The organism is Pseudomonas fragi (assembly GCF_900105835.1).
Lineage (GTDB): Bacteria > Pseudomonadota > Gammaproteobacteria > Pseudomonadales > Pseudomonadaceae > Aquipseudomonas > Aquipseudomonas fragi.
Genome location: NZ_LT629783.1, coordinates 1,325,363 through 1,347,133 on the forward strand (window position 1 = coordinate 1,325,363; position 21,771 = coordinate 1,347,133).

At 59.2% G+C, this 21,771-nt stretch carries 26 protein-coding genes; 16 read left to right on the forward strand and 10 right to left on the reverse strand.

The genetic code is table 11. The features are described from left to right. Positions 1-13 precede the first annotated feature (13 nt). Positions 14-547: an ankyrin repeat domain-containing protein gene (locus BLU25_RS05990; protein ID WP_016781478.1), complete on the reverse strand. Its 534-nt coding sequence runs from the start codon at positions 545-547 to the stop codon at positions 14-16. Between the two features lie 291 nt (positions 548-838). Between BLU25_RS05990 and BLU25_RS05995 the strand changes: the two genes are divergently transcribed. Continuing rightward, complete coding sequence (locus tag BLU25_RS05995) at positions 839-1,117, forward strand: DUF3509 domain-containing protein (protein ID WP_016781479.1); 279 nt, start codon at positions 839-841, stop codon at positions 1,115-1,117. A gap of 67 nt (positions 1,118-1,184) precedes the next feature. Here BLU25_RS05995 and mtnC read toward each other — a convergent pair whose 3' ends face one another. From mtnC to aroC, 5 genes are all read right to left on the reverse strand, one after another. Then, positions 1,185-1,868, reverse strand: a complete 684-nt coding sequence (gene mtnC / locus BLU25_RS06000) for an acireductone synthase (protein ID WP_016781480.1) — start codon at positions 1,866-1,868, stop codon at positions 1,185-1,187. A gap of 9 nt (positions 1,869-1,877) precedes the next feature. Beyond that, positions 1,878-2,423 carry a 1,2-dihydroxy-3-keto-5-methylthiopentene dioxygenase gene (locus tag BLU25_RS06005; protein ID WP_016781481.1) on the reverse strand — a complete coding sequence of 182 codons (546 nt, stop codon included), beginning with the start codon at positions 2,421-2,423 and terminating at the stop codon, positions 1,878-1,880. Positions 2,424-2,523: 100 nt separating this feature from the next. Further along, on the reverse strand, positions 2,524-3,144 hold the full coding sequence (locus BLU25_RS06010; protein ID WP_016781482.1) for a methylthioribulose 1-phosphate dehydratase: 621 nt from the start codon (positions 3,142-3,144) through the stop codon (positions 2,524-2,526). Beyond that, positions 3,141-4,289 carry an MFS transporter gene (locus BLU25_RS06015; RefSeq protein ID WP_016781483.1) on the reverse strand — a complete coding sequence of 383 codons (1,149 nt, stop codon included), beginning with the start codon at positions 4,287-4,289 and terminating at the stop codon, positions 3,141-3,143. Before BLU25_RS06015 ends, BLU25_RS06010 begins: the two co-directional genes overlap by 4 nt. Positions 4,290-4,323: 34 nt before the next feature. Continuing rightward, positions 4,324-5,415: a chorismate synthase gene (aroC, locus tag BLU25_RS06020; protein WP_016781484.1), complete on the reverse strand. Its 1,092-nt coding sequence runs from the start codon at positions 5,413-5,415 to the stop codon at positions 4,324-4,326. 191 nt (positions 5,416-5,606) lie between these two features. On the opposite strand from aroC, the gene BLU25_RS06025 reads away from it, so the two are divergent. Further along, positions 5,607-6,611 carry an alpha/beta hydrolase gene (locus BLU25_RS06025; RefSeq protein ID WP_016781485.1) on the forward strand — a complete coding sequence of 335 codons (1,005 nt, stop codon included), beginning with the start codon at positions 5,607-5,609 and terminating at the stop codon, positions 6,609-6,611. A gap of 51 nt (positions 6,612-6,662) precedes the next feature. Continuing rightward, positions 6,663-7,454 (forward strand): hypothetical protein, encoded by a 792-nt coding sequence (locus BLU25_RS06030; RefSeq protein ID WP_016781486.1) that lies wholly within the window; start codon positions 6,663-6,665, stop codon positions 7,452-7,454. 148 nt (positions 7,455-7,602) lie between these two features. On the opposite strand, the gene prmB is transcribed toward BLU25_RS06030, so the two are convergent. Beyond that, positions 7,603-8,511, reverse strand: a complete 909-nt coding sequence (prmB, locus tag BLU25_RS06035) for a 50S ribosomal protein L3 N(5)-glutamine methyltransferase (RefSeq protein ID WP_016781487.1) — start codon at positions 8,509-8,511, stop codon at positions 7,603-7,605. Positions 8,512-8,783: 272 nt separating this feature from the next. Between prmB and BLU25_RS06040 the strand changes: the two genes are divergently transcribed. The 5 genes from BLU25_RS06040 (at position 8,784) to BLU25_RS06060 (ending at position 11,555) form a co-directional block, all read left to right on the forward strand. Further along, on the forward strand, positions 8,784-9,374 hold the full coding sequence (locus BLU25_RS06040; RefSeq protein WP_029611488.1) for a cysteine hydrolase family protein: 591 nt from the start codon (positions 8,784-8,786) through the stop codon (positions 9,372-9,374). Between the two features lie 144 nt (positions 9,375-9,518). Beyond that, positions 9,519-9,839: a hypothetical protein gene (locus BLU25_RS06045; RefSeq protein WP_016781489.1), complete on the forward strand. Its 321-nt coding sequence runs from the start codon at positions 9,519-9,521 to the stop codon at positions 9,837-9,839. Between the two features lie 63 nt (positions 9,840-9,902). Continuing rightward, a complete protein-coding gene (locus BLU25_RS06050; protein ID WP_016781490.1) occupies positions 9,903-10,460 on the forward strand; it encodes a Smr/MutS family protein in 558 nt (185 codons plus the stop codon). Positions 10,461-10,537: 77 nt separating this feature from the next. Then, positions 10,538-11,083 (forward strand): GTP cyclohydrolase I FolE, encoded by a 546-nt coding sequence (folE, locus tag BLU25_RS06055; RefSeq protein ID WP_003442011.1) that lies wholly within the window; start codon positions 10,538-10,540, stop codon positions 11,081-11,083. A 100-nt stretch (positions 11,084-11,183) separates the two neighbouring features. Next, positions 11,184-11,555, forward strand: a complete 372-nt coding sequence (locus BLU25_RS06060; protein ID WP_016781491.1) for a glutathione S-transferase N-terminal domain-containing protein — start codon at positions 11,184-11,186, stop codon at positions 11,553-11,555. A gap of 133 nt (positions 11,556-11,688) precedes the next feature. Here BLU25_RS06060 and BLU25_RS06065 read toward each other — a convergent pair whose 3' ends face one another. Both BLU25_RS06065 and BLU25_RS06070 read right to left on the reverse strand, forming a co-directional pair. Further along, a complete protein-coding gene (locus BLU25_RS06065) occupies positions 11,689-12,291 on the reverse strand; it encodes a glutathione S-transferase family protein (RefSeq protein WP_016781492.1) in 603 nt (200 codons plus the stop codon). Between the two features lie 10 nt (positions 12,292-12,301). After that, positions 12,302-13,468 carry an aminotransferase-like domain-containing protein gene (locus BLU25_RS06070; protein WP_016781493.1) on the reverse strand — a complete coding sequence of 389 codons (1,167 nt, stop codon included), beginning with the start codon at positions 13,466-13,468 and terminating at the stop codon, positions 12,302-12,304. 82 nt (positions 13,469-13,550) lie between these two features. Here BLU25_RS06070 and BLU25_RS06075 point away from each other — a divergent pair, with 82 nt between their 5' ends. The 3 genes from BLU25_RS06075 to BLU25_RS06085 all read left to right on the forward strand — a co-directional run bounded on the left by BLU25_RS06075 (position 13,551) and on the right by BLU25_RS06085 (position 16,315). Beyond that, complete coding sequence (locus BLU25_RS06075) at positions 13,551-13,991, forward strand: MarR family winged helix-turn-helix transcriptional regulator (protein WP_016781494.1); 441 nt, start codon at positions 13,551-13,553, stop codon at positions 13,989-13,991. A gap of 287 nt (positions 13,992-14,278) precedes the next feature. Then, positions 14,279-15,628, forward strand: coding sequence for an NCS2 family permease (locus tag BLU25_RS06080; RefSeq protein ID WP_016781495.1), 1,350 nt, complete (start codon positions 14,279-14,281; stop codon positions 15,626-15,628). A gap of 60 nt (positions 15,629-15,688) precedes the next feature. Continuing rightward, entirely contained in the window at positions 15,689-16,315 is a 627-nt protein-coding gene (locus BLU25_RS06085) for a LysE family translocator (protein WP_016781496.1), read from the forward strand. 237 nt (positions 16,316-16,552) lie between these two features. On the opposite strand, the gene uraH is transcribed toward BLU25_RS06085, so the two are convergent. After that, positions 16,553-16,906 (reverse strand): hydroxyisourate hydrolase, encoded by a 354-nt coding sequence (uraH, locus tag BLU25_RS06090; RefSeq protein WP_016781497.1) that lies wholly within the window; start codon positions 16,904-16,906, stop codon positions 16,553-16,555. Between the two features lie 374 nt (positions 16,907-17,280). On the opposite strand from uraH, the gene puuE reads away from it, so the two are divergent. The 5 genes from puuE to BLU25_RS06115 all read left to right on the forward strand — a co-directional run bounded on the left by puuE (position 17,281) and on the right by BLU25_RS06115 (position 21,741). Beyond that, entirely contained in the window at positions 17,281-18,210 is a 930-nt protein-coding gene (gene puuE, locus BLU25_RS06095) for an allantoinase PuuE (protein WP_016781498.1), read from the forward strand. After that, positions 18,207-18,722 carry a 2-oxo-4-hydroxy-4-carboxy-5-ureidoimidazoline decarboxylase gene (uraD, locus tag BLU25_RS06100; RefSeq protein WP_016781499.1) on the forward strand — a complete coding sequence of 172 codons (516 nt, stop codon included), beginning with the start codon at positions 18,207-18,209 and terminating at the stop codon, positions 18,720-18,722. The genes puuE and uraD overlap by 4 nt, the downstream gene beginning before the upstream one ends. Positions 18,723-18,783: 61 nt before the next feature. Further along, entirely contained in the window at positions 18,784-19,779 is a 996-nt protein-coding gene (gene alc, locus BLU25_RS06105; protein ID WP_016781500.1) for an allantoicase, read from the forward strand. A 120-nt stretch (positions 19,780-19,899) separates the two neighbouring features. Beyond that, on the forward strand, positions 19,900-20,403 hold the full coding sequence (locus BLU25_RS06110; protein WP_016781501.1) for an ureidoglycolate lyase: 504 nt from the start codon (positions 19,900-19,902) through the stop codon (positions 20,401-20,403). 48 nt (positions 20,404-20,451) lie between these two features. Next, entirely contained in the window at positions 20,452-21,741 is a 1,290-nt protein-coding gene (locus tag BLU25_RS06115; RefSeq protein WP_029611489.1) for a urate hydroxylase PuuD, read from the forward strand. The last annotated feature ends 30 nt before the right edge of the window (positions 21,742-21,771 follow it).

Genomic DNA, 21,771 nt, shown 5'->3' on the forward strand with positions numbered 1-21,771 from the left:
CCTTCAAGGGCGATCAGCCCAACAGCTTCTCCAACTGCGCCACTGCCTCGGTGGCGCCCATGGTCCTGGCGGCATCCAGTGCGGTAATGCCATTGGCGTCCTTGGCTTTTGGATCCGCGCCCTTGCTGATCAGGTAATCGATGATTTCGCCACGATTGAACATGGCGGCCATCATCAGCGCTGTACGACCATCAAATGACGCGCCTTCAACTTGTGCGCCACCTTCAACCAGGGTCTTGACCATCTCCAGGTCGCCTTTGAAGGCAGCACCTGCAATCGGGCTCTGGCCGTTGTCATTGCGAATTTCGGGGTCGGCATTGTGCTCAAGCAGCACTTTGACCGCCTCAACGTGGCCGTGGTAGCTGGCCAACATCAACAGGGTATCGCCCTTGTGGTTGCGCAAGTTGGCCGGCAGCCCCTTGCTCAGCAAGGCGGCCAGCATTGCAGCATCGCCTTCGCGGGCCTTGTTGAACACCTGTTCGGCAAAGTCGGCGGCTTCTTCCGGGGTCATCTGGCGGCTTTGGTCTGCTGGCTTGTTGTCTGACATGTAAGGCTCCACCTTCGCTACAAAGAAACCTAGTTTCCTGAGACGGGGCGAAGGTGTCATCCCTTTTTTGCTCAAGGTGGCAATAGAGACAATCAATCGTGGGCAATACGCTATTGCTCACTGGGCAAAATGCAGGATGCACGATGGCCATTCATGCAGAATGCACGACTCAAGGGTTTTTTATAAAATACAACCTGTTGATTTATAAGGACTTTTCAAAAAAACAATAGTGGCACAATCACTGCAACCTCTACTCCATACAAGCACTTGAGCGCTAATGGAGCTGAACACATGAGCCTGATCCAGGAAAAATTTGCATCGTTGTTCACCAACTACACCGTCAACGTAAAACCCCGCCCGGATGGCGGCGTGTTGCTGACGCTGTGTGACAGCGATGGCAAACAAACTCAACGCACACTTTCCTACGCGCAATTGCACACTGCTGAACAGTTGACCTGGGCCATCAGCGCGATTCGCCGCGACCTGGCCGGCACTGCCAGTGAACTGCCGACGATTTCACTGCTGCAAAGCCAGCATCGCTTTGCCCTGCCGACTTATCACACTCGCTAAAAGCTGAAAACCAGCCACAAAAAAGCCAGCGATTGCTGGCTTTTTGCTGTGCGGTATACCCAAGCTTTTACAGTCCGGCAGGATCGATCTCGGCAAAACTGCTGACGGTTTTATGCCCCACCAGCTCACCACCGTCGCGGGCCAGGCCGCAGGTCTGCATGCCCGCCGCCTGTGCAGCATCAAGCTCTTCTACGATATCGGACAAAAACAGGATCTTCCCGGCCGGGCAACCGATCGCTTCGGTAATGTGCCGATAGGATTGCGCCTCACGCTTGGGCCCGGAGGTGGTGTCAAAGTAGCCGCTGAACAGCGACGTCAGGTCCCCTGCCTCGGAACAACCAAAAATCAGCTTTTGCGCCTGAATCGAACCTGACGAGTAAACATACAGGTCATAACCCTTGGCATGCCACTGGCGCAGCGCCTCGACCGCATCCGGGTAGACATGCCCCTTCAGCTCGCCAGCCTCGTAGCCCTGCTTCCAGATCATCCCTTGCAACGCCTTGAGTGGCGTGGCTTTGCGGTCTTCGGCCAGCCATTGCTGGAGGATCTTGATGACCCGCTCGACATCGGCCTCGGGCTCACCGCTGTCCAGGCGCACCGCCCCCAGCTGCATGGCCACTTCAGGGTCTTCGGCATGCTCGCGGACAAACCCGGGCAGATGTTTGGCCGCATACGGAAACAACACGTCAAATACGAAGCTGACAGCGCTGGTAGTGCCTTCGATATCGGTCAGGATGGCTTTGATCGGCATGGGACGTCCTTAATCTTCGAGGCGCGGGAAGCGGTCGGCGATATCTTCGCCGGTGAAGTTGGCAACCCAGCCTTCAGGGTTATTGAACAGGCGGATAGCGACAAAATGCGGATGCTCACCCATATCGAACCAGTGCGGCGTGCCTGCTGGCACCGAGATCAGATCGTTCTTTTCGCACAGCACGGCATACACATAGTCGCCAATATGCAGCGTAAACAAGCCACGACCGGCGACGAAAAAACGTACTTCATCTTCGCCATGACGGTGTTCGTCGAGGAACTTGGCGCGCAACTCGGCTTTTTGCGGGTGATCGCTGTTGAGGCTGATCACGTCAACCGTGACATAGCCACGTTCGCTCATCAGCCGGTCAATCTGGTCGCGATAGGCATGGATCACTTCATCCTGGCTGGCACCGGGCTGGATCGGCGCGGCGGCCTGCCAGCGGTCAAAGCGCACGCCCTGCTCGGCCAGCGTAGAGGCGATGTCATCAAAGTGGGTCAACACCTTGTTGGGTAATTCCGGGCTCGATACGTGATAAACGGACAGGCTGCTCATGGGGCTTGGTTCCTCGGCTTCGGCGCGCTTTCGGCTTTTACAGGCCGTTCAGGCAGACCGTTCAAATCAGGTGGTGAGCTTCTTCACGGTGAAGTCAGCGTTAACGATTGAGTATTGCGCGGGTCTTGAGTTCGCATTCAAACAAGAATTCGAACGCTTCGATCTGGCGCAAGGCGTCGCTCATACGCGCCCCCCAGGTGTACAGACCATGCCCGCGGATCAAGTAACCCACGCAATCAGGGTGCGCCTCCAGCCAGGGCTGGACCTTGGCCGCCAGGCGCGCGATGTCCTGGTCATTGTCAAAGATCGGCACCAGCACCCTGGACTCGTGGGTCGATACGCCACTGAAGGCTTTTTGCAGCTCGTAGTCTTCGAACTCGATGCTGTCGCCCGGCGTGAGGCGCGACAGCACCGTGGCATTCACCGAGTGGGTGTGCAACACGGCGCCAATGTCAGGGCGCCAGCTGTACAACTGGGTGTGCAGCAGGGTTTCGGCGGACGGTTTCTTGCCCGGTTCCAGGCTGTTGCCCGCCAGGTCGGTGGCCAACACATCGTCAGGACCCAACTGGCCCTTGTGCTTGCCCGATACTGTCAGCAGCGCCTGGCTGGCCGAAAGCCGGGTGGAATAGTTGCTGCTGGTGGCCGGTGACCAGCCGCGCGCATATAAAAAGCGCCCGGCTTCAATGATTTCCAAGCTCAGGTGTTCACGGGTAAGGCTCATGGCCTGTCCTCTTGCAGTCGAGTGGCAATGATAACGGCTGCGGCCAGCGCTGCGACGCTCGCCATACTAAAGGTGATAGTGGGGCCCAGGGTGTTCCAGCTGTAACCGGAATACAGTGCCCCCACTGCGCCGCCGATACCGGCCAGCGTGGCGTACAGGGCCTGGCCCTGGCCTTGCTGGCCGGGACCGAAGCTGCGCTGCACAAACGTCATGGCCGAGGCATGGAAACTGCCGAAGGTGGCGGCGTGCAGCAGTTGCGCCAACAGCAACACCCACAGGTGTTCGGCAAACGACCCCAGCAGCAGCCAGCGCAAGGCGGCGAGGATAAAACTGAACATCAACACCCGGCGCACGGAAAACTTCAGCAGGATGCGGCGCATGGCCAGGAACATCAGCACTTCGGCCACCACCCCCAGGGCCCAGAGCAAGCCGATCACGCCACGGCTGTAGCCCAGGCCTTCAAGGTGCAGGGTCAGAAAGGTGTAATACGGCCCGTGGCTCATTTGCATCAGCGCCACACAGGCATAGAACGCCAGCACGCCGGGGCTGAACAGTTGCTTCAGGAACCCGCCTTCCACCAGCTTGCGGCCCAGGCTGGAGGGCTGCGCATTCGGCACCCACAGGCTGCACAGCACAATCCCGGCCATGATCACGAGCAGCGCCACCGGGTAGATATCCAGGCTCAGCCATTCGAACAGGCGGCCCAGGACCACCACGGTAAGGATAAAACCGATCGAGCCCCATAGACGAATCTGACTGTAACGCTCGGGTTGCTCACGCAGATGGGCGAAAGTGATGACTTCAAACTGCGGCAATACCGCATGCCAGAAGAACGCATGCAGCGCCATCACCAACGCCAGCCAGGCATAGCTCTGGCTGACAAAGATCAGGGCAAAACTGCACAAGGTACACAGCGCGCCCAGACGCACGATCAGCAGGCGCCGGCCGGTGTAATCCCCAAGCCAACCCCACAGGTTGGGCGCCACGCAGCGCATCAGCATGGGGATGGCCACCAGTTCGCCGATTCGCGCACTGGAAAACCCCAGGTGATTGAAGTACAGCGCCAGAAACGGCGCTGTGGCACCGAGCAAGGCGAAATAGAAAAGATAGAAACCTGACAGGCGCCAGTAAGGAAGTGTCGCCACGGCCGTCAGACCGTGACGCTCAACAATCCCTGCATTACAACTGGCCCAGCACGGGCGTGCTGACGCTAACGTCGGCGTTCTGGCCACGGTGACGCAGCAAGTGGTCCATCAGCACGATGGCCATCATGGCTTCGGCAATCGGCGTGGCACGAATGCCCACGCACGGGTCATGACGGCCCTTGGTGATCACGTCTACCGGGTTGCCGTGCACGTCAATCGAACGCCCCGGGGTGGTGATGCTCGAGGTTGGCTTGAGGGCCAGGTGGGCAACGATTGGCTGGCCCGAGGAAATACCGCCCAGGATGCCACCGGCGTTGTTGCTCAGGAAACCTTCAGGGGTCATCTCGTCGCGGTGCTCGGTGCCGCGCTGGGCAACACTGGCAAAACCGGCACCGATCTCGATGCCCTTGACCGCGTTGATGCTCATCAGCGCATGGGCCAGCTCGGCGTCCAGGCGGTCGAAAATCGGCTCGCCCAGCCCCGGAATCACCCCTTCGGCGACCACGGTGATTTTGGCGCCGACCGAATCCTGGTCACGGCGCAATTGATCCATGTAGGCCTCAAGCTCCGGTACTTTGTCCGGGTCCGGGCTGAAAAAGGCATTTTGCTCGACCGAGTCCCAGGTCTTGAACGGGATTTCAATCGGGCCCAACTGGCTCATGTAGCCGCGAATCACGATGCCCTGGGTGGCCAGGTATTTTTTCGCGATGGCACCTGCAGCCACACGCATGGCCGTTTCACGCGCCGAGCTGCGACCGCCGCCGCGGTAATCGCGCTCGCCGTATTTATGGTGGTAGGTGTAATCGGCGTGGGCCGGGCGAAACAGATCCTTGATCGCCGAGTAGTCCTTGGACTTCTGGTCGGTGTTGCGGATCAGCAGGCCAATGGCGCAACCGGTAGTGCGACCTTCAAACACCCCGCTGAGGATTTCGACTTCGTCGGCTTCCTGACGCTGGGTGGTGTGGCGGCTGGTGCCGGGCTTGCGTCGATCCAGGTCACGCTGCAGATCTTCAAGGGACAGCTCCAGCCCTGGCGGGCAGCCATCAACAATGGCGACCAACGCCGGACCATGGCTTTCGCCAGCGGTGGTGACAGTGAACAGCTTGCCGTAGGTATTGCCGGACATGCAGGGCGCTCCGCGAAATCAGCCGATAAAGTTCAGCCCAGGATCAATTCAAGTCTGGTTGCAGCACAACAGAGGTTGAACAGATCCCAGATAACCAAATGCGCCAGTATACGCAGGCTACCTCTGTAGTTCATCCTCGAACCTTACTCATCCGGGTTTGTCCAACCGGCACATTAGACAATGATGGCGCTATGATGCTGCGAATACTCTTACTAGCACTGACCCTGTTTGGCTTTGGCACCCAGGCCCTCGCGGCCCCGTCCTCCAATGTGCTGCTGCGGCCCATTGAGCTGGATACCGGCTCCGGCACGCTGTATGGCTCGCTGGTTTTGCCCAAGAGTGACAAGCCCGTGCCCGTGGTGCTGATTATTGCCGGTTCCGGCCCGACCGACCGCGACGGCAACAACCCCATGGGTGGACGCAACGATGCCCTGAAAAAACTGGCCTGGCGCCTGGCCCAGAGCAATATCGCCAGCGTGCGCTTCGACAAGCGCGGCATAGCGCAAAGCCAGCCCGCCGGGCCTGACGAGGAAAAGCTCAATTTCGATCAGTATGTGGCTGACGCCGTAGCCTGGGGCGAAAAACTTAAAAGCGACCCGCGCTTTGGCAAGGTGTTTGTCCTCGGCCACAGTGAAGGCGCCATGATCGCCAGCCTGGCCGCGCCACAAATCGGCGCTGCCGGGGTGGTTTCCATTGCCGGTACGGGCCGCCCGGTGGGTGTGCTGCTGCGTGAGCAGTTGCAACGCAACCATTTGCCACCTGCCCAGCTCAAGCGCAGTTTTGAGCTGATCAGCAGCCTGGAAGCCGGCAAAACCGACGACAACGTGCCCAAGGATCTGCAACTGGTGTTCCGCCCCAGCGTGCAGCCGTACATGATCAGCCTGTTGCGCCATGACCCGGCAGCCGCTTTCGCCGCACTGAAAATGCCGGCCATGATCATCCAGGGCACCCACGACATTCAGGTCGATGTCAAGGACGCCCGCCTGCTCAAGGCGGCCAAACCGGATGCCGTGCTCACGCTGATCAATGGCATGAACCATGTGATGCGCATCGTGCCGATGGACATGAAACGCCAGGTTCAGTCTTATAACGATCCCAATCAGCGCCTGGCCGGCGAACTGGGCGATAGAACTGTGCGCTTTATCACGAAAGTGAACGCAGGCCAGCCCTACAGTACGGCGCATAACGGCCGATAAACCGGTGTCGGCCGCCTTGCATTGCTGACATCAGCACAGGATCGAGCCGTTATGAGCGACACCCCATCACAACCCGCCGGGCCCGAGGCACCGGCAGTGCCCGAGGCCCCGCCGCTGCCTTGGGCAGACGTGCACCCTGAGCATTGCCGGATGCTGCGCCTCGCCCCACTGCCCACTGACCGCAGCACCGGGGCGCGGCCCTTGCGCTTTGTGCAGTTCGCATTTGCCGAACGCCACAGCAAGGACCTCAGCTTGCTGCGCATGGCCATCACCCTGCCCGGCCAACGCGTGCGCAGCGAGCAAAACCAGCTCGATGTATGGGTCGACCACACCACCCACCATGTGCGTTTCAGCCCTGAGCGTGGCTTGCAGACTGAGCCGGTGAACCGCGGGATCGGCCGTTTTCTGCTGGCGCAGGCGGCATTGTGGGCGCAAAAAAAATGGCCGCACTACCGCGTGGACGGCATCGACCTGCCCAGCCGGGATGCCCTGAATGAAGACAGCCGCCTGCGTCGCGATCATTTTTTGCGGGTGCAGGGGTTTGATGTGGTGTATGCCGACGCCCTGTTTCTCAAGGCACGGATCGAAGCCATGCAAGTGGGCGAATTGCTGGACAGCTGGAATGGCGAAAAACTTCAGTTCCTCGACGTGCTTGAGACTGCGCAAATGCTCCAGCAGGCCGAACAGAACCTGCAGGAACAAGAGGTAAAACTGCGGGAAAAAGAAGAAAAGCTCGGCAGGTATCAGCGCGAAGAAATGGGCTTGCGCTTTACCATCACCTGCCTGGTGGCCTTTGCGGTATTCCAGGCAGGGTTGTTGATCTGGATTGCGACCCACCGCTAGTCGCAGAAATGGCTATGGGCTGCGCACGACTGTGGGAGCCGGGCTTGCCCGCGATGCCATCACCACGGTTTGTCAGTGAAACCGCAGCACTCCAATCGCGGGCAAGCCCGCTCCCACAAGAGATGTTCCCGCATCAAGCCCTTGTAAATCAAACCCGCGACGCAAACAGCGCCTGATGCTCGCGGCACTGCTCGGCGGTCAGCATGAACACGCCGTGACCACCGCGTTCGAACTCCAGCCAGGCAAAATCGACTTCCGGGTAGAGCGACTCGACATGCACCTGGCTGTTGCCCACTTCCACAATCAGCAAGCCCTTTTCAGTCAGATGATCCGCCGCTTCGGCCAGCATCCGGCGTACCAGGTTCAGACCGTCGTCACCACAGGCCAGGCCCAGTTCCGGCTCATGCTGGTACTCGGCAGGCATATCGGCAAAGTCTTCAGCATCGACATACGGCGGGTTGGACACGATCAGGTCGAAGCGCTGCCCCGGCAAGCCATCAAAGCCGTCGCCCTGCACGGTGTACACGCGCTCATCAACACCGTGGCGCTCGATGTTCTGGTTGGCCACTTCAAGGGCCTCGAAGGACAGGTCAGCCAGTACCACTTCAGCGTTCTGGAACTCATAGGCACAGGCGATGCCGATACAGCCCGAACCGGTACACAGGTCAAGAATGCGCGCAGGCTCGGCAGCCAGCCACGGTTCGAAACGCTTTTCGATCAACTCGCCAATCGGCGAGCGCGGGATCAGCACGCGCTCATCGACGATAAACGACATGCCGCAGAACCAGGCTTCACCTAGCAGGTAGGCCGTCGGCACGCGCTCTTCGATACGGCGCTTGAGCAAATGTTGCAGGTTGACCAGTTCATCGTCTTCAAGACGACAATCGAGATAACTGTCAGCGATTTCCCACGGCAAGTTCAGCGCACCCAACACCAATTGACGCGCTTCGTCCCAGGCATTGTCGGTACCATGACCAAAGAACAGCTCTTCCCCATGAAAGTGGCTGACGGCCCAGCGAATATGGTCGCGCAGAGTGCGCAGGCGGGAAGTGATCAATGGTCTTACTCCTCAAAATCGATCGGCGATTCTAACAGCCAAACCCCGACGCGCCAAAGTTGTGGCCGTGGTTACACAGCAGCGTGTTTTTAAAAGTAAGACTGTGCGCAAAAAAATGTCAGAATCGTACCAATCTGTACATTTTATGGTGACAGAACAAGTTCTTGACATCGCTGCAGGCCAACAACCACAACGCTTGCACGCGAGGCGATTCACATAAGCGTTCCGCCAGTGGAGAATGTCTCAAAAGCCCCATTCAAAGGAGCCCCCGAATGCCCGCTTTAAAGACGATGTTTCAACTCACAGGTCGTGGTTATGCCGCAGCCAATCTGAGCAATGCCAGCCTGCTGATCATCGATGCACAAAATGAGTACCTGAGCGGGCCACTGGCCCTGTCCGGCATGGACGCGGCCACCGCCAACATCGCCCGTCTGCTTGAAGCTGCGCGCAAGGCCAGGCGCCCGGTTATCCATATCCGTCACCTGGGCACCGTGGACGGCATGTTCGACCCCCAGGGCGAGCGTGGCGCATTCATCAAGGGCCTTGAGCCACAGGGTGATGAGCTGATCATCGAAAAGCGCATGCCCAACGCCTTCAACGACACCGGCCTGCAAAAGGCCCTGGAAAACCTGGGTTCGCTGGATGTCATCGTCTGCGGCTTCATGAGCCACTCCAGCGTCAGCACCACCGTGCGTGCGGCCAAGGACTACGGCTTGCGCTGCACCCTGGTGTCAGACGCCTGCGCCACTCGCGACCTGCCGACTGCAGATGGCATCATCAGCGCCGAGCAAGTGCAAAAAGCCGAAATGGCCATCATGAACGACAACTTTGCCACCCTGACGCTGACCCAAAACCTGATTTGATCGGCCCCGGGCCAGGGCGGGCGACCTGTGCAACCGCCCCTCCTTGCCCCTGCTACCCGCAAGCAATTGCCAATTTCACGGCAAGCAGGAACAACCTGCCCAAGTGCCGGTCGAAGGGCCGATACCCTTTAAGGAAAGATCGGAATGAAGATCTCCGATGGTTTTGATGCTCGGCGCTTGCGCCCCAAGGCCCACCGCGACTGGGGCTCACGCCTGGTCCTGATATTTGCCGCACTGTTGATCCTGTGTGGCGTGCTGTTGCTGCTGGCCGGCGCCGCCAGCCTGATTGGCCGCCCGGGAGCCCTGGGCGAGCTTAATGCCAGCCCCGCAGGGGCTGCGCTGGTGCTGGTGTTCGGCCTGCTGGTGAGCTGGCTGGGGGTGTGGATGTGGCGCCGACGCCGACGCCTGATGCGCAAGCCGTTTGGCCTGAACATGGCTCCCCACCTGATGAAAAAGCACGACTGACGCATATCCGCCGCCCGATTGTCGTCGACTTGGGTAAACTGGCCGCCCTTCGCGGAGGCTGACATGCAAGACGACGACTTTTCCCTGTTCAAAAACGAGATCCGCGGTGTCAAACCGATCAAGCATGATCGCGCCGACACCGGCAAACCCAAAGCTGACCGTGCGCAGCTGGCCAAATTGCGCCAGAACGCCATTGTGCGCAGCAATACGACCATCATCGACGGCCTGTCAGACCAGTTTGTGATTGATGTAGGCCCTGAAGATCAACTCAGCTGGGCCCGTGACGGCGTGCAGGAAAGCCAGATGCGCAAGCTCAAGCTGGGCCAGATCGCCTTTGAAGGCAGCCTGGACCTGCACGGCATGACCGTCGAAAAGGCCCGCGAGACCCTTTGGGAGTTCCTTGGCGAAGCTGTGCGCCTTGAAGTGCGCTGCGTGCGCGTCACCCACGGCAAGGCCGTGCGCCTGGACGGCAAGCGCCCGATGATCAAGAGCCACGTCAACACCTGGCTGCGCCAGCACTCCCAGGTACTGGGCTTCTGCTCCTGCCAGGCCAAACATGGCGGCGCAGGCGCGGTGTATGTGATGCTCAAACGCACCATGATGGAGGGGCGCGACGAGTAACAGCGTGTCATCACGCTTGCAGCGTCGTGCCAGCCCCCGTACCCTTACTCTTTGCGAAAAATCCCACAGGTAGATTAATGTCCCTGGAACAAAACTACACCGCGATCCTCGGTCAACTCGGCGAAGACGTTTCCCGTGAAGGCCTGCTGGATACGCCAAAGCGTGCCGCCAAAGCCATGCAGTACCTCTGCCGCGGCTATGAGCAAACCCTGGAAGAAGTCACCAACGGTGCCTTGTTCAGCTCTGACAACAGCGAAATGGTGCTGGTCAAGGACATCGAGTTGTATTCGTTGTGCGAACATCACCTGCTGCCGTTTATCGGCAAGGCCCATGTTGCCTATATTCCGAGCGGCAAGGTGCTGGGCCTGTCGAAAGTGGCGCGCATTGTCGATATGTACGCCCGTCGCCTGCAGATCCAGGAAAACCTGAGCCGCCAGATCGCCGACGCAGTGATGCAAGTCACCGGCGCCCTGGGCGTTGCCGTGGTGATCGAGGCCAAGCACATGTGCATGATGATGCGCGGTGTCGAGAAGCAGAACTCGTCGATGATCACCTCGGTGATGCTGGGTGAGTTCCGCGAAAACGCCGCCACGCGCAGCGAGTTTCTCAGCCTGATCAAGTAACTGCTGCACCAAAAAGACCGGCGTTTATCGCCGGTTTTTTTTCGCCTGCGCAATTTCAGGTAAGCTGCCACCCTTCTTATTTGCCCATGAGGCTTTTACTGTGTTTATCAAAGCGCTTCGCGTAGGCCTGGGTCAGCTCATCATCGCTGGCGATTTCGTGACCCGTCCAAGCAAAAAGCAGCGCCCTGCCGCCGCTCAGGCTCAGGTCGACCAGGCTGCCAAGGGCCTGACCCTGTATCAGTTCCATGCCTGCCCGTTCTGTGTAAAAACCCGCCGCACCCTGCGCCGCCTGAATGTGCCGGTTGCCCTGCGTGACGCGAAGAACAACGAGCAGGACCGCCAGACCCTGCTGGAGCAAGGCGGCAAGATCAAGGTGCCGTGCCTGCGGATTGAAGAAGATGGCAAGACCACCTGGATGTATGAGTCCAAGGTGATCATTGATTACCTGAACCAGCGGTTTGCGGGCATTTAAGCCAAAAGCCCCTCACCCTGGCCCTCTCCCGGAGGGAGAGGGAACTGACCACGCACGAACTCAAGAACACTGCAAATCTGCTCCCTCTCCCTTTGGGAGAGGGTTGGGGTGAGGGGCTTTTACGACCTGTCGCTCAATCCAGCATGCCCACATGCCGCGGATCGCTGGCCACCCGCGCCAGCCACGCCTGAATGCCTGGATAGCCACCCAGATCAAAGCCGCCCTGATGGGCCACATGGGTATAGGCGTACAGCGTCACATCGGCAATCGAGTACTGCTCACCCACCAGATACGGTGTGCGATTGAGCTGCTGCTCCATCACGTCCAGCGCCTTGTACCCGCGTTTTTGCAGCTTGCGGTACTCCTCAAGACGCTCCTGGGGCAGCCCCAGGTAGAACTGGATAAAGCGCGCCACCGCAATGTAAGGCTCATGGCTGTACTGCTCGAAAAACTGCCACTGCAGCACCTGGGTGCGCAAGCGCGGTTCGACCGGCAAAAACTCGCTGCCGTCGGCCAGGTAGTTGAGAATCGCGTTGGACTCCCACAGGCAGGTACCGTCTTCCAGCTCCAGCACCGGCACTTTGCCGTTGGGGTTTTTCGCCAGAAACTCCGGGGTTTCGGTCTCACCCTTGAGGATGTCCACCGCGAACCACTGGTACTCAAGCCCCAGCAAATGCAGCATCAGCTTGATCTTGTAGCAGTTGCCCGAATTGTAATCGCCATAAACCTTGAGCATCGCGCCTCCCTTAGGCCGCCTGGGCAGCCTGGGCCTGACGAATCACATTGGCCAGACGCTTGAGGCCCTCATGCAGGCGCGCCGGGTCGATGTGGCTGAAGTTCAGACGCAGGCTGCCCACGTTCTGGTCCGGGTTGGCGAAGAACGGTTCGCCCGGCATAAAGGCCACGTTCTGTTCCAGCGCAGGCTTGAGTAGAGTGCGGGTATCGAACGGTTGTTTGAGGGTCAGCCAGAAGAACAGCCCGCCCTGCGGTACATGCCAGTCAGCCAGATCCGAAAAGTGTTCTTCCAGCGCCAGCTGGAAACCATCGCGGCGCACGCGGTAGAAATCACGCAGCTCAGCCAGGTGATTGCTCATTTTTTCAGTGCCGATCCACTGCAAGGCTTGCCACTGGCCAACACGGTTGGTGTGCAGGTCGGCCGATTGCTTTAGGCGCAGCAGGTGCGGGAACAGGTCGGGGCTGGCAATCAGGAAGCCAACGCGCAGGCCCGGCAACAGGGTTTTGGATACGGTGCCGGTGTAGATCCAGCTGGCTTTTTTCAGACGGCTGACAATCGGCGTGGCGCTGCCACCGTCGAAATTCAGCTCGCGGTAAGGTTCGTCTTCGATCAGGGTCACGCCGAACTCGTCGAGCAGGGCCGCTACGGCGTCGCGCTTGGTTTCGCTGTAACGCACGGCAGACGGGTTCTGGAATGTCGGGATCAAGTAGATGAAGGCCGGGCTGTGTTTTTCCAGCTGTACACGCAACGCAGCCAGGTCCGGGCCATCGGCTTGCAGCGGGAACGACAGGCACTCAGCGCCGAACAATTGAAAGATTTGCAGCGCCGCCAGGTAGGTTGGCGCTTCGAGCATGATTTCGGTGCCCTTGTCGATATACAGCTTGGCCGCCAGGTCCAGCGCCTGCTGCGAACCGCTGAGTACCATCACCTGGCTCGCATCGCAATCAACCCCCAGCGCACGGGCTTCTGCAGCCAGCACTTCACGCAGTGCCGGCTCGCCTTCGCTCATGCCGTACTGGCCCATCGATGCAGGCATATCGGTCCAGTCGACCTTGGGCAGCATGGCTTCGGCCGGTAGCCCGCCAGCGAAAGACATGACTTCCGGACGTTGGGCCGCAGCCAGAATTTCACGAATCAAAGAGCTTTTCAGGCGGGAAACACGTTCGGAGAAGGCCATACAGATCACCGGTAGCGGAAGTAATTGGAAATAAGTCAAACTGGTTGACCGAAACTACGCCGCGAACCCTAGATACGTCAATATGCTTGACCTTAAAAATCCGACCACTCAGCGCGCTGCCATGGAAGCCTTCTTCTTTGGCTATCAAGCATTTACCGCCAAGGCGGATGAAATGCTGGCACGTCGTGGGCTGAGTCGGGTGCATCAGCGTATTGTTTTTTTTATCGCTCACTACCCCGGTGTCAGCGTCAAGGAACTGCTGACCTTGCTCGGCGTGAGCAAGCAGGCCCTCAACACGCCCTTGCGCCAGTTGATTGAAATGGACCTGGTGCGCAGCGTTGCGCCCGAGACTGACAAGCGCAAACGCTTGCTGGAGCTGACCGCCGACGGCGTCACCTTCGAGAAAAACCTGCGCCGCGAGCAAGTCAAACTGCTGCAAAGGGTGTTCGCCCAGGCAGGTGATGAGGCTGTCAACGGCTGGCTGGCGATCAACCACGCCCTGGGCCAGAGCCGCCAGCTTTAGAGCAGGATTGCTGAGGCCGTTGGCGGGTTGTGGGAGCGGGCTTGCCCGCGATGCAGGCGCCGCAGTTCCCCAGTTGCACTGCAGCGACCCCATCGCGGGCAAGCCCGCTCCCACAGAAAACTGGCGCCCGCCCATCACTTTCCGAACACAATCTAAAAAACATTATTTGCTTTTTTTGTATACAAAAGCATAATTCACTTCACTTGCATTCCTGACCTCAAAGTCAGAAAACCCGTCTCTCGCCTCAACCAGTGCCCTTAAAAACAATAAAAGCCTGAGGAATTACCGTGGACAGCCAAAAGTCAGAAATACCCGTCGTTGAACTTGCACCGCCCTCCTCCCGTGGCTGGCTGGAGCGCCTGTTCAAACTGTCGTTGCATGGCACCACGGTGAAAACCGAACTGATCGCCGGGCTGACCACCTTTATCACCATGGCCTACATCATCTTCGTTAACCCCAACATCATGGCCGATGCCGGTATCGATCATGGTGCGGCCTTCGTCGCCACTTGCATCGCCGCCGCGCTGGGCAGCCTGCTGATGGGGCTTTATGCCAACTGGCCCGTAGGCCTGGCGCCGGGTATGGGACTGAATGCGTTTTTTACCTACACCGTTGTCGGAACCATGGGCTACAGCTGGGAAACGGCACTGGGTGCGGTATTTGTCTCCGGTGTGCTGTTTTTGATTCTGACCCTGTCGCGGGTGCGTGAATGGCTGCTCAACAGCATCCCCGTCAGCCTGCGTTATGCGATGGGCGCAGGGGTGGGGTTGTTTCTGGGGATCATCGGCCTGAAAACCTCGGGCATTATCGTCGACAGCCCGGCTACCCTGATCAAGCTCGGTTCGTTGCGCGACCCCGCGCCGCTGCTGGCAGCGGTGTGCTTTTTGATGATTGCGATACTGAGCTATCACCGCGTGTTCGGCGCCATCCTGATCAGCATTATCGCCGTCACCCTGGTCGGCTGGGGCCTGGACCTGGTGCACTACAACGGCATCCTGTCGGCACCGCCGAGCCTGGCACCGACATGGATGGCCATGGACCTCAAGGGTGTGTTCAATATCAGCATGATCAGCGTGGTGCTGGCCTTTTTGTTTGTCCATATGTTTGACACCGCCGGCACCCTGATGGGTGTGGCCCAGCGGGCCGGGCTGGTGAAAGCCGACGGCAAAATCGAAAACCTGTCCCGGGCACTCAAGGCCGACAGCGCCTCCAGCGTGTTCGGCGCCGTGATCGGCGTACCGCCGGTGACCAGCTATGTTGAAAGCGCCGCCGGCGTTGCAGCAGGCGGGCGAACCGGGCTCACCGCCGTCACCGTGGGCGTGCTGTTTGTGGCCGCGATGTTCTTTGCCCCGCTGGCGGGCATGATCCCCGCTTACGCCACTGCAGGCGCACTGATTTACGTGGCCATGCTGATGATGGGTGGCATGCAGCATATCAACTGGGACGAACCCACTGACTGCATCCCGGCCATTGTGACCGTGATCATGATGCCACTGACCTTTTCGGTCGCCGACGGCATAGCCCTGGGCTTTATCAGTTATGTGGCACTCAAGGCAGGCACCGGCAAATACCGGGAAATTTCCGTCAGCCTGTGGGTGCTCTGCGCTATTTTCATCGCCAAGTTTATTTACCTGTAAACCGGGCGGTATCAATCGGCCCCGCAATGACGCGGGGCCTTTGTTGTTTGGGAGGAAGTGATGAGTCTGGAAACCTGGCTGCTGTTCAGCAGCGCGGCATTGGTGGTAATCCTGATTCCGGGGCCACTGTCGTTATTGATGATCAGCAACAGTCTGAACTACGGTTTGCGCCGCTCTTATCCGGCCTTTTTGGGCGGTGTGTTTGCCTCGATCTGCCTGCTCAGCGCTTCGGCCCTGGGCCTGGGCGCCTTGCTGCTGGCTTCGGAAAAACTCTTCAGTGCGCTGAAGATCGTCGGGGCGCTGTATCTGTTTTACCTGGCCTGGCAAAGCTGGAAACAATCGCGTCAGCCGGCCACCGTCACCAACGTGCCGGACGCTGCACCCATACCGCGCTTTGGTGCCCTGTTTGGGCGCGCGTTTGTGCTGGGGGCCAGCAACCCGAAGGACATTCTGTTCTTTGCGGCCTTTTTGCCGCAGTTTCTTAACCCCGACCTGCCGTTTCTCAACCAATTGCTGGTGATGATTGCCACCTGGACCGTGCTCGACCTGCTGTGCAAGCTGGCCTACGGCCTGGGGGCCCACGGAGCGGCGGGTTATCTGCGCAGCGGCAAGGGCCAGAGCTGGTTCAACCGCGTCAGCGCCGGGTTGTTCAGCGTGGCGGGCACGGCGTCGTTGCTTAGCCGCTAGTTGCATCCAACCCCGTAGCAGCTGCCGAAGGAACGAGGCTGCGTCCGGCGGCGTAGCCGTCGTAGAATCTGAATCCGCGTTCTATCAGTTAAATCGCGGCCTCAGGTTTACGATCGCTTCGCAATCGAACGCAGCCTCGTTCCTTCGGCAGCTGCTACAGTTTTACGACAATTCGGCAGACAAAAAAAAGCCCGCAGTGTGAGCGGGCAAATAACCACATGCGCAGATCGAAAACAGTTAGCTACCGCGATAGGTCGAGTAGCTGTACGGCGAAATCAGTAGCGGTACATGGTAGTGATCCTGCTCGGCACTGATCCCGAAACGCAGTACCACCACGTCCAGAAACGCCGGCTCCGGCAATTTCACACCGCGTGCACGGTAGTAATCACCGGCACTGAACTGCACCTGGTAAACCCCGCTACGGTAGGCATCCCCCTCCAGCAACGGCGCGTCACAACGGCCATCGCTATTGGTCAGCGCTGTAGCGACCAACTCCAGCCCCGAACCTTCAACCCGATACAGCTCGACCTTGATCGAGCTGCCCGGGCAGCCGTGTGCGGCATCCAAAACGTGCGTAGTCAAACGTCCCATTGATTCTGCGACCTCCCGAGTCGGTGAATAAAACCGCTGCCGCACCCTTTTGGAGCACCAAAAGGCTTGGCGAAGACACGATTAAGACATTTATCAAGAAAATTGTACACAATTAAAAATGACAATCTGCGCATCCCCGGAAACGACGGGGCCTGCACGGCATTAGTCGTCAAAGCCGCAGCCCTTAGAGACCTTTCGCCCATAAACTGACCAATCAGGCAGGTTTCTTGCAAGTACTCTTTCAGGACAAATCGTGGTAGAAATAGGAAAATTCAGGGTTACAAATAAAATGTAAAGTTGTATACAATCAGCTCATCGCAGTGACGCCAGGTCTGGCCAATCGACTGTTACCACGAACAATAAGGAAGACTGCAGTGAGCGCTGACTACCCACGCGACCTGATTGGTTACGGTCCAAACCCTCCACATCCGCATTGGCCGGGCAACGCCCGTATCGCCCTGTCTTTTGTACTCAACTACGAAGAAGGCGGCGAACGCAACATCCTGCACGGCGACAAGGAGTCGGAAGCCTTCCTGTCGGAAATGGTGTCGGCCCAACCGCTGCAGGGCGAGCGCAACATGAGCATGGAGTCGCTGTACGAGTACGGCAGCCGTGCCGGCGTGTGGCGCATCCTCAAGCTGTTTCGCGAGTTCGATATTCCACTTACGGTGTTTGCCGTGGCAATGGCCGCCCAGCGCCACCCGGATGTGATCCGCGCCATGGTCGCCGCCGGCCACGAGATCTGCAGCCACGGCTATCGCTGGATCGACTACCAGTACATGGACGAAGCGCAAGAGCGTGAACACATGCTCGAAGCCATCCGCATCCTCACCGAAATCAGCGGCGAACGCCCGCTGGGCTGGTACACCGGCCGCACCGGCCCCAATACCCGGCGCCTGGTGATGGAAGAAGGCGGCTTTTTGTACGACTGCGATACCTACGACGACGACCTGCCCTACTGGGAGCCCAACAACCCCACCGGCAAACCGCATCTGGTGATCCCCTACACCCTGGACACCAATGACATGCGCTTTACCCAGGTGCAGGGCTTCAACACCGGCGAGCAATTCTTCCAGTACCTCAAGGATGCTTTCGATGTGCTGTACGCCGAAGGCGCAGAGTCGCCGAAAATGCTTTCCATCGGCCTGCATTGCCGCCTCATTGGCCGCCCTGCGCGTCTCGCCGCCCTCAAGCGTTTTATCGAGTACGCCAAGAGTCACGAGCAGGTCTGGTTCACCCGCCGTGTGGACATCGCCCGCCACTGGCACGCCACCCACCCTTTTGTTGCAGAGACCGCCAAATGAGCGCCTTCAAGACCCTCAAGCCTTCACAACTGAGCCGTGAAGCCTTCGTGGCGGCTTTTGCCGATATCTATGAACACTCGCCCTGGGTTGCCGAAAAGGCCTACGACCTGGGCCTGGACAGCAGCGTCGATCAGATCGAAACCCTGCACCAGCGCATGAGTGACATTTTGTTGAGCGCAGATCACGCCAGCCAGCTGGCACTGATCAACGCTCACCCGGACCTGGCCGGCAAAGCAGCCGTCCAGGGCCAACTGACCGAAGCCAGCACCAACGAACAAGCTGGCGCCGGTATTCACCAATGCACGGCCGAAGAGTTTCAACGCTTCACCGAGCTGAACGAGGCCTACAAAGCCAAGTTCAAGTTTCCCTTCATCATGGCGGTAAAAGGCAGCGACCGGCACCAGATCCTCGCCGCGTTCGAAACCCGCATCCACAACCCGGCAGACGTCGAGTTCAAATGCGCGTTGGCAGAAATCAACAAAATCGCCCTGTTCCGATTACTCCAGCTCTAAGCCGAACCGGCATGTGCCGATGACGCATCTCCAGCCACTCATTTAAAGGCAGACAAGAAGAATGAAAGCTTACGCCGTACCTTTCGAGAAGTTCGTCAACCTGGCCGATGCCCGCCTGGGCACCAAAATCGTTTCGGTAACCGATGACTGGTTTGCCGACGCCAACCGCATGTTCCAGCCGACTCCGGCCGTATGGAAGGAGGGCGTTTTCGATGACAACGGCAAGTGGATGGACGGCTGGGAGTCCCGCCGCAAGCGCTTCGAAGGCTATGACAGTGCTGTCATCCGCCTCGGCGTGCCCGGCTCGATCAAGGGTGTGGACATCGACACTTCATTCTTCACCGGCAACTTCCCGCCGTCTGCCTCGCTGGAAGCCTGCTTCCTGGCCTCGGGCGAACCGAATGAAAACACCCAGTGGGTAGAAGTGCTGTCGGCCGTCGAGCTGCAGGGCAACAGCCATCACTACCACGAAATAAGCAACGACCAGGCCTTCAGCCACCTGCGCTTCAACATCTACCCCGATGGTGGCGTAGCACGTCTGCGTGTGTACGGCGTGCCGTTCCGTGACTGGTCGGCCGTGGGCGACAACGAACAGGTCGACCTGGCCGCAGCCCTCAATGGTGGCCGCGCCCTCGCCTGCTCCGACGAACACTTCGGGCGCATGAGCAACATCCTCAACCCGGGCCGTGGCATCAACATGGGTGACGGCTGGGAAACTGCACGTCGTCGTACCCCGGGCAATGACTGGGTCATCGTCGCGCTGGGCCACCCGGGCGAGATCGAAAAAATCATCGTCGACACCCTGCACTTCAAGGGCAACTACCCGGACAGCTGCTCGATCCAGGGCGCGTACGTGAAAGGCGGTACCGACAGCCAGATCGAAACCCAGTCGCTGTTCTGGCGTGAACTGCTGCCAAGCCAAAAAATGGAAATGCACGCTGAGCACACCTACAGCGAGCAGCTGAAAAACCTCGGCCCGATCACCCACATTCGCCTCAACCTGTTCCCGGACGGTGGTGTAAGCCGCATCCGCGTATTGGGCAAAGTCGCCAAATAAGCGCTGAACCCATCGCGGGCAAGCCCGTTCCCACATTTGAAGTGCATCACCCTGTGGGAGCGGGCTTGCCCGCGATAGCGACAAAACTGACACCACAGAAACCCGAATAAGAAGACCACCATGCGCACATTGATGATTGAACCGCTGACCAAAGAAGCCTTCGCCCCGTTCGGTGACGTGATCGAAACCGATGGCAGCGACCACTTCATGATCAACAACGGTTCGACCATGCGCTTTCACCGTCTGGCCGAGGTCGAAACGGCTACGCCAGAGGACAAGGCGATCATCAGCATTTTCCGCGCCGAAGCGCAGGACATGCCCTTTACCGTACGCATGCTGGAGCGCCATCCGCTGGGCAGCCAGGCTTTTATACCGCTGCTCGGCAACCCCTTTCTGATCGTGGTCGCGCCCGTTGGCGATGAACCTGTATCGGACCTGGTCCGCGCCTTTGTCAGTAATGGCAGGCAGGGCATCAATTACCATCGCGGCGTCTGGCACCACCCGGTGCTGACGATCGAAAAGCGGGATGACTTCCTGGTGGTTGATCGCAGTGGCAGCGGCAATAACTGCGATGAGCATTTCTTTAAAGAGGATCAGTTGTTGTTCCTCGCCCCCCACCAATAAGAGAAGGTCCAACACTCACAAAAGAGTGACGGGCAAGAGGTAAAGACTGTGGAAGCACATCTAATGGAATGGCTGAATCTGAGCGTGCGCTGGATTCATATGATCACCGGTGTGGCCTGGATTGGCGCGTCGTTTTATTTCGTCTGGCTGGAAAACAACCTCAACCGGGCCAACCCCAAGGATGGCCTGGCGGGCGATCTGTGGGCGATTCACGGCGGCGGTATCTACCACCTCGAAAAGTACAAGCTGGCCCCCCCGACCATGCCGGAAAACCTGCACTGGTTTAAATGGGAAGCCTATTTCACCTGGATGTCAGGCATCGCCCTGCTCTGCCTGGTGTTCTACTTCAACCCCGCGCTGTACCTGATTGCTCCGGGCAGTACCATGAGCGGCCCCGAAGCGGTGGCCATCGGTATCGGTTCGCTGATTGCCGGCTGGTTCATTTACGACTTTCTGTGCGACTCCGCCCTGGGCAAACGCCCGGCGTTGCTCGGTTTTGTCCTGTTTGTGCTGCTGGTTGCAGCGGCGTTCGGCCTGAGCAAAGTGTTCAGCGGGCGCGGTGCCTACCTGCATGTGGGCGCCATCATCGGCACCATCATGGTCGGTAACGTATTCCGCACCATCATGCCGGCACAACGTGCTCTGGTAGCAGCGATCAAGGAAGGCCGCAGCCCTGACCCGGCACTGCCGGCCAAAGGCCTGCTGCGTTCGCGCCACAACAACTACTTCACCTTGCCGGTGCTGTTCATCATGATCAGCAACCACTTCCCGAGCACCTACGGCAGCCAGTACAACTGGTTGATCCTGGCCGGGATTGCGGTGCTGGCCGTGTTGGTGCGTCACTACTTCAACACCCGCCACGACAGCCACAAATATGCCTGGACCTTGCCGGTCGCGGCACTGGGCATGATCTGTCTGGCCTACGTTACCGGTCCTAAGCCTGTGTCGACAGCGCCAGACACCGCCAAGGTGATCAAGTACCAACCGCTGCCGGAAACCGCCCTGGGCGGGGTCAAGGCCGCCGATGCGCCCGCCCCGGCAACCGCACCCGCAGCCCCCGCAGCAGCCGTGGCCACGGTCGATTTCGAGCAGGTCCACAAGGTGATCCAGGAGCGCTGCACGGTCTGCCATTCCGCCACGCCCAGCAGCCCGTTGTTCAGTGCGGCTCCGGCGGGCGTGATGTTCGACACCGCGCAACAGATCCAGCTGATGGCGCCGCGCATTCAGGCCCAGGCCGTTGTCACGCCGATCATGCCGCTGGGCAACATCACCCAGATGACCCAGCAGGAACGTGACCTGGTCGGTGCCTGGATCAATGCAGGAGCCCGGACCAACTGACGCAAAGACGTTGCGGGCGCAGCCGTGTTG

Bases quoted from the DNA above. Each gene is read 5' to 3' on its own strand.
- BLU25_RS05990 (WP_016781478.1), bottom strand. From the start codon at position 547: ATGTCAGACAACAAGCCAGCAGACCAAAGCCGCCAGATGACCCCGGAA.
- BLU25_RS05995 (WP_016781479.1), top strand. From the start codon at position 839: ATGAGCCTGATCCAGGAAAAATTTGCATCGTTGTTCACCAACTACACC.
- mtnC (WP_016781480.1), bottom strand. From the start codon at position 1,868: ATGCCGATCAAAGCCATCCTGACCGATATCGAAGGCACTACCAGCGCT.
- BLU25_RS06005 (WP_016781481.1), bottom strand. From the start codon at position 2,423: ATGAGCAGCCTGTCCGTTTATCACGTATCGAGCCCGGAATTACCCAAC.
- BLU25_RS06010 (WP_016781482.1), bottom strand. From the start codon at position 3,144: ATGAGCCTTACCCGTGAACACCTGAGCTTGGAAATCATTGAAGCCGGG.
- aroC (WP_016781484.1), bottom strand. From the start codon at position 5,415: ATGTCCGGCAATACCTACGGCAAGCTGTTCACTGTCACCACCGCTGGC.
- BLU25_RS06025 (WP_016781485.1), top strand. From the start codon at position 5,607: ATGATGCTGCGAATACTCTTACTAGCACTGACCCTGTTTGGCTTTGGC.
- BLU25_RS06030 (WP_016781486.1), top strand. From the start codon at position 6,663: ATGAGCGACACCCCATCACAACCCGCCGGGCCCGAGGCACCGGCAGTG.
- BLU25_RS06040 (WP_029611488.1), top strand. From the start codon at position 8,784: ATGCCCGCTTTAAAGACGATGTTTCAACTCACAGGTCGTGGTTATGCC.
- BLU25_RS06045 (WP_016781489.1), top strand. From the start codon at position 9,519: ATGAAGATCTCCGATGGTTTTGATGCTCGGCGCTTGCGCCCCAAGGCC.
- BLU25_RS06050 (WP_016781490.1), top strand. From the start codon at position 9,903: ATGCAAGACGACGACTTTTCCCTGTTCAAAAACGAGATCCGCGGTGTC.
- folE (WP_003442011.1), top strand. From the start codon at position 10,538: ATGTCCCTGGAACAAAACTACACCGCGATCCTCGGTCAACTCGGCGAA.
- BLU25_RS06065 (WP_016781492.1), bottom strand. From the start codon at position 12,291: ATGCTCAAGGTTTATGGCGATTACAATTCGGGCAACTGCTACAAGATC.
- BLU25_RS06070 (WP_016781493.1), bottom strand. From the start codon at position 13,468: ATGGCCTTCTCCGAACGTGTTTCCCGCCTGAAAAGCTCTTTGATTCGT.
- BLU25_RS06075 (WP_016781494.1), top strand. From the start codon at position 13,551: ATGCTTGACCTTAAAAATCCGACCACTCAGCGCGCTGCCATGGAAGCC.
- BLU25_RS06085 (WP_016781496.1), top strand. From the start codon at position 15,689: ATGAGTCTGGAAACCTGGCTGCTGTTCAGCAGCGCGGCATTGGTGGTA.
- uraH (WP_016781497.1), bottom strand. From the start codon at position 16,906: ATGGGACGTTTGACTACGCACGTTTTGGATGCCGCACACGGCTGCCCG.
- uraD (WP_016781499.1), top strand. From the start codon at position 18,207: ATGAGCGCCTTCAAGACCCTCAAGCCTTCACAACTGAGCCGTGAAGCC.
- alc (WP_016781500.1), top strand. From the start codon at position 18,784: ATGAAAGCTTACGCCGTACCTTTCGAGAAGTTCGTCAACCTGGCCGAT.
- BLU25_RS06110 (WP_016781501.1), top strand. From the start codon at position 19,900: ATGCGCACATTGATGATTGAACCGCTGACCAAAGAAGCCTTCGCCCCG.